We start from the raw sequence: 5,906 nt of genomic DNA on the forward strand, positions 1-5,906 counted from the left end.
GCCCCGGCAGCGACGCCCGCACCCTCCGACGACCGGCCACCGCGCAAGCCGCGCGCCGACAAGCCGGCGGGCGACAAGCCCTGGAAGAAGAAGGACGCCAAGCCCTTCGACCGCAGCCGCGACGGCGCCGTCTCCGAGCGGGGCGGCAAGCCCGCCGGAAAGCCGGGATCGAAGCCCTTTGCCAAGCCCGGCACGAAGCCCGGTGGCAAGCCCGGCGCGAAGCCTTTCGCCAAGCCGGGCAAGCCCGAGGGTGCGTCGAAGACACGCGGTGCCGCCGACACCTCGCGCCGCTTCACGCCGCCTTCGGCCCCCGGCGCCAAGCCCGGCCCGCGCCCCGGCAAGCCGCCCCGCAAGGGCGGGACTGAGGCCCCCAAGCGCCGTGACTGAAGCACGGTGAAAGTCTCGCAAGCGCACGGGTCTGCGTGGCACCGGGGCTTCGGATATGCTGGCCATGGCATTGGCCTTCACCCGGTCCACGCGACCGGGTGGAGGCCCCGTCGGAAGTGCGCTTGAAAAAATCGCATCCAGCGCGGACCGGTTTGCCGGGTCAGAACCCAGGCGAATACCAATAGCACTACATTCCCCTGCTAAAAGCCGGTGAACTGGCCGCCCGTGGTTTTTGAAGCCGAATGCAAATCCCTCACACCCCGATGCCACAGTCGCTCCGCCATGCGGAGCGTGGGTATGTACAACGGGCCTTCCGCCAGCCAGAACTGGGTATGGATCGCATTCGAGGAGAAGACCCTCACACGATGACGCGCGTTGGACGACAAACCTACATGCGACGATCAAGCAGGTCTGCGCTTTTCAACGCCGTGAAAATGATTCAATGAGACGGCAACATATCCCGAGCCATGCAGTCGCAAGGGCGAGGACGAGGACGACGGCGTTACAAGAAAGAGTGGTTCATGAGGATTTCCATCGCAGGTCTCGGCTACGTGGGGTTGTCGAATGCCGTATTGCTTGCGCGCCACCACTCGGTCATCGCGGTCGACCTCTCCGATAAGCGCGTGCAGATGGTGAACGCGCGCAAAGCGCCGATTGCGGACGCCGAACTGGAGCGCTGCTTTGCGCAGGACAGTCTCGACCTCAAAGCGACGACCGATGCGACCGAAGCCTACACCGCTGCCGATTGGGTGATCATCGCCACGCCGACCAACTACGACCCCGAGACCAACGCCTTCGACACCTCATCGGTCGAAGCGGTGATCGCGCAGGTTCTGGCCGCCTCGGCCACTGCGGTGATCGTGGTGAAATCCACCGTGCCCGTGGGCTTCGTGCACGAAATGCGCGCGCGCTTCGCGACCGATCGGATCCTCTTCTCGCCGGAGTTCCTGCGCGAGGGCCGCGCGCTGCACGACAACCTGCACCCCTCGCGCATCGTGGTGGGGGAGCGCTCCGACCGCGGCCGCGCTTTCGCCGATCTGCTGGCCAGCGCGGCGCTGGACCAAGACGTGCCGGTGCTGCTCACCGACCCGGACGAGGCCGAGGCGATCAAGCTCTTCGCCAACACCTACCTCGCGATGCGGGTGGCCTATTTCAACGAGCTCGACAGCTATGCGATGAGCCGGGGCATGGACAGCCGCCAGATCATCGAAGGCGTCAGCCACGACCCGCGCATCGGCGGGCATTACAACAACCCCTCCTTCGGCTATGGCGGCTACTGCCTGCCCAAGGACACCCGCCAGCTTCTCGCCAATTACAGCGAGGTGCCGCAGAACATGATCCGCGCCATCGTCGACGCCAATTCCACGCGCAAGGATTTCCTCGCCGACCAGATCATCGCCCGTGCGCCCAAGCGCGTCGGGGTCTACCGGCTGGTGATGAAGACGGGCTCGGACAATTTCCGCGACAGCTCGATCCAGGGCATCATGAAGCGGATCAAGGCCAAGGGGATCGAGGTGGTGCTCTACGAGCCGGAGCTCGCCGCCGACAGCTTCTTCAATTCGCCGGTCGAGCGCGACCTCGATGCCTTCAAGCAGGGCTGCGAGCTGATCCTCGCCAACCGCCGCGACGCCGAGCTGGCGGATGTGGCCGACAAGGTTTTCACCCGCGACCTGTTCGGCAGCGACTAGAGGCGCGCGTCGCCCACTTAGTCGTCGATGAAATCCCGCAACCTCGCCAACAGCGCCTCTCGCTGCGGATCGATCACTTCCATCGCGCCGACGAGGTCGTCGCGTTTCAGAAGAGCGAAAAGATCGCTGGCCTCCCAGGCAATGTGAATTCCGGGTGAGCCTTCGAGGCGACGGGCGGTGGCAAGCTGGTGGTCGTTACGGTGCTCGCCCAAATCATGTCGACGCGGCATGAGAACAAGCGGTTTGTTCCACCGGCGCGCCGACAGCACCGAGCCGATCCCTGCATGGGCGATCACGACCCGGGCTTGGGAAAAACAGCGCGCGAAGGCATCAGGTTGCAGCAGCCCGTGACATTCGAGCGCCGGCCACTTGCCGTCATCCGAGCATGTCTGCGCCACGACGGGTTCATCCAATCCGGTCGCGTGGTCGTTCATCGCCGACAGGAGCCGAGGAAACGGCAGCTGTGTCCCAACCGTGACGAAGATCATAGAATGCGCCCCGCAAATTCCGCACCGGTCGCCTCGGCAACATCTTCCCACTGCGTCAGCCACAAATGCGCATGGCGCCGCGCGAGTTTCCCCGAGAGCGACATCTCCTCGGCATTGGCGACGCTATCGACCCAAATCGTACGCGCTCCGGCAAGCCGTCCCATGACCAGGGCAATGACCCCGGGCAAGGCACCGGTCGAGATCACGATGTGTGGGCGAAGCCGCCAGACATGCTTTGCCAAGGCAGCAGTGGCCCTGAGAACCTTGAGCTTGGAGTTCCGGTTACAATCGGGAATGATCGAAAAGGCGCTGATGCCGAACTCGTCCGGCAATCCCGGCAGGGTCGTGAGATAGTGAACGTCGTGATGCGAGAACGCTGGCCGCATCAGCATCAGTTGCTGCCAGTGGCCACCACCAGAAGCGATCGCGATGATTCTCTTGGGCACTGACGGAGACTCCCGATTGACGAAATTCACATAGCCCCGAACAGGCTGAACGCCACACGATCACTTATTCCATTACGGTATGATATACAGCCCCCGAACTGCGTGACCAGTAATGGCCAAGGACGCTTACAGAGCTCAGGGGCGTAACGCCTGGACCGGCGAAGTCGGCGATGCGTGCTGTGGGTGTATCTTCAAACGGACACCTCGATTTACAGACCCGGCGCTCGTATGCGCTGCCGCGTCAGAAGTCCCGTTATCGCTTTGGCTACATGGACCACAGCCTGAAGATACATGAGCACAGATCGCATGAGGATCGAATAAACGACGCCATGCCCGAGATAGCGGAATTCGGCCGAAATGCGTTTCTCAAGCAGCATGATCGTCATCGGGCACAGGTACATCGCGCCGATCCCGATACCCGGTGGCAAACAGGAAGGTTCCAGTGTCGACCGGGTCGAGCAGCGCGGCGCAAGCGACGCTCAAGACCATCAATCCAGTCGACTTTCTTGGTCTCGTCGATGAAGAACCCGACCGCCACCATCAGGTGGTGAGGGTCCGACGCCCGAATGTCCGGCCTGTCACCCGGAGGAGCGACGAGGTGCTCCGACTGCGTGGCCGAGGACTGGCATAGCGGGGGCGCTGTGAGGCAATATCTCACCATTGGTCGGGAAAGCGCCCGACTACATGGTCCACGTCCACCCTCCGGGAGGGGCCATCGACCAGGCGGCCGCAACACCCGCAGGAAAGAAATTCTTTCGATGCCGCGGCTTTCTGCGCCCGCCGATCAGGCCCCCTGCCCCGCCCGGAACCAGCGCACCAGCGCCCGGCGATCGTCCTCCGAGAGGTCGGTGATGTTGGCGGGCGGCATGGCGTGGCTGACCCCGGCCTGAAGATAGATCGCGCGGGCGTTCTGCGCGATGTCCTGCGGCGTCTCCAGCACCACCCCCTTGGGCGCCCAGCGGATGCCGTCCCAGACCGGCTCGCGCGCGTGGCACATCGAGCAGCGCCCGATCACGATCTGCTCGGCCTCGTGGAACCCTTCGGCCGAAGCGAAGCGCTGCTCATAGGCAGTCATCTCCCGCGCCTCGGCCTCCTCGTAAGAGCCCCACATCGGCGCGGTCGAGAGCCAGGCAAGGACGAGGAAGATGATCACCGTCGCGCCCCAGGTCCAATGCGGCCCCTTGCCGGTGGCGTGCATGGTGTTGAAGTAATGCCGGATCGTGACACCCATCAGGAACACCAGCGACGCGATGATCCACGAATACTCGGTCGCGAAGGCGAGCGGGTAGTGGTTCGACAGCATCAGGAACACGACCGGCAGCGTCAGGTAGTTGTTGTGGGTCGAGCGCAGCTTGGCGATCTTGCCGTATTTCGGATCAGGCTTGCGGCCTGCCTTGAGGTCGCCCACCACGATCCGCTGGTTCGGCATGATGATGAGAAACACGTTCGCGGTCATGATCGTCGCGGTGAAGGCGCCGAGGTGCAAGAGCGCCGCGCGCCCGGTGAAGATCTGGTTGTAGCCCCAGCTCATCGCCACCAGCAGCACAAACAGCAGCAGCATCAGGACCGTCGGCCGGTTGCCCAAGGGGGATTTGCACAGCGCGTCATAGACCAGCCAGCCGATGGTCAGCGAGCCCGCCGAAAGCGCGATCGCCTGCCAGACCGCGAGATCGGCACGCGACGGGTCGATGAGATACAGCTCCGCCCCGACCCAGTAGACGATCATCAACAGCGCCGCGCCCGAAAGCCACGTCGCGTAGCTCTCCCATTTGAACCATGTCAGATGCTCGGGCATCGCGTCCGGCGCCACGAGGAACTTGCGGATGTGGTAGAAGCCGCCGCCATGCACCTGCCACTCCTCGCCATGCGCGCCGGGCGGCAGGTCCGGTGCCTTCCTCAGGCCAAGATCGAGCGCGACGAAATAGAAGGACGAGCCGATCCAGGCGATGGCGGTGATGACATGAAGCCAGCGCACGGCAAAGCCGGCCCAGTCCCACAAGATTGCGAAGTCGTGCATGGAGGTCCCTCGTTCTGCCAAAGCCCACTCTAGCGACGGCGCGGCACCGCCGCCAAGCTGCCAGCGCGCAGAACAGCTTCAAACGAAACCGGACAATCCCGGACCGGATGCCGAAAGACGGGGGACGACGCCGCGCAACGCACGCCCCGCTCAAACCCCGTTTCCTCCTTGGTCCTATGCTCGCCCCGAAGCCAGCCCCACGAGGATGCCATGCCCCAGATCTCGGCCATTCTGTCGCTGCCCTACATCCAGCCCGGACAGGCGCAGAAACACGTCACACATAACGAGGCGCTCAAGCGGCTCGACGCGCTGGTGCAGCCGGTGGTCGCGGACCGCGACCGCACCTCGCCCCCCGCCACGCCCGACGCGGGCGCGCGGCACATCGTGGCGGCGGGCGCAGGCGGCGACTGGACCGGCCACGCGGGCGAGATCGCGGTCTGGGACGGCAATGCCTGGTGCTTCGAGACCCCCCTGCCCGGCTGGCGCGCGCATTGCACCGCGGAGGACGAAGATCTGCGCTTCGGCACGCAAGGCTGGCAGGGCCGGTCCGAGCGCGGCGTGCGGGCCGCGCATCTCGGCCTCAACGCCGAGGCCGACTCCACCGATCGGCTTACCCTCTCCGCGCCCTCCACCTTGCTGAACCACGACGGCGCGGGCCACCGGCTCAAGATCAACCGCGCGGGCGGCGGCGACACGGCCTCGCTGCTGTTCCAGACCGGGTTTTCGGGCGGGGCCGAAATGGGCCTCGCGGGCGAGGCGGATTTCTCGATCAAGACCAGCGCCGACGGCGCGGCCTGGACCACGGCGCTGCGGCTGCGGGCGGCGGATGGCATGGCTTCTGGCGACGCGGTGCAGTCCGACCCGCTCGACGCGACGCCGG

The 5,906-nt window shown here is 65.0% G+C and carries 6 protein-coding genes and 1 pseudogene; 3 read left to right on the top strand and 4 right to left on the bottom strand.

The window, feature by feature from the left end; all coding sequences use genetic code 11:
* Window positions 1–387: pseudogene (locus NHG85_RS16070) on the top strand (DEAD/DEAH box helicase); the annotation flags it as partial.
* 521 nt (window positions 388–908) lie between these two features.
* On the top strand, window positions 909–2,075 hold the full coding sequence (locus NHG85_RS16075; protein WP_253334237.1) for a nucleotide sugar dehydrogenase: 1,167 nt from the start codon (window positions 909–911) through the stop codon (window positions 2,073–2,075).
* Between the two features lie 17 nt (window positions 2,076–2,092).
* Here the strand turns inward: NHG85_RS16075 and NHG85_RS16080 are convergent, their stop codons facing one another.
* The 4 genes from NHG85_RS16080 to NHG85_RS16095 form a co-directional block, all read right to left on the bottom strand.
* Window positions 2,093–2,563 carry a glycosyltransferase gene (locus NHG85_RS16080; RefSeq protein WP_253334239.1) on the bottom strand — a complete coding sequence of 157 codons (471 nt, stop codon included), beginning with the start codon at window positions 2,561–2,563 and terminating at the stop codon, window positions 2,093–2,095.
* Window positions 2,560–3,009, bottom strand: coding sequence for a UDP-N-acetylglucosamine transferase subunit ALG14 (locus NHG85_RS16085; RefSeq protein ID WP_253334241.1), 450 nt, complete (start codon window positions 3,007–3,009; stop codon window positions 2,560–2,562). Before NHG85_RS16085 ends, NHG85_RS16080 begins: the two co-directional genes overlap by 4 nt.
* 209 nt (window positions 3,010–3,218) lie before the next feature.
* The gene (locus NHG85_RS16090) at window positions 3,219–3,437 is read right to left on the bottom strand and encodes a DUF475 domain-containing protein (protein ID WP_256500473.1); all 219 of its coding nucleotides are present in this window, start codon (window positions 3,435–3,437) and stop codon (window positions 3,219–3,221) included.
* A gap of 356 nt (window positions 3,438–3,793) precedes the next feature.
* On the bottom strand, window positions 3,794–5,026 hold the full coding sequence (locus NHG85_RS16095; protein ID WP_253334245.1) for a urate hydroxylase PuuD: 1,233 nt from the start codon (window positions 5,024–5,026) through the stop codon (window positions 3,794–3,796).
* Window positions 5,027–5,236: 210 nt separating this feature from the next.
* Here NHG85_RS16095 and NHG85_RS16100 point away from each other — a divergent pair.
* Window positions 5,237–5,906, top strand: a 670-nt coding sequence (locus tag NHG85_RS16100) for a DUF2793 domain-containing protein (protein WP_253334247.1), incomplete at its 3' end; no start/stop codon positions are given.

Origin of the sequence: Limimaricola litoreus (assembly GCF_024159025.1) — a bacterium.
In the GTDB taxonomy this organism is placed as follows: Bacteria; Pseudomonadota; Alphaproteobacteria; order Rhodobacterales; family Rhodobacteraceae; genus Limimaricola; species Limimaricola litoreus.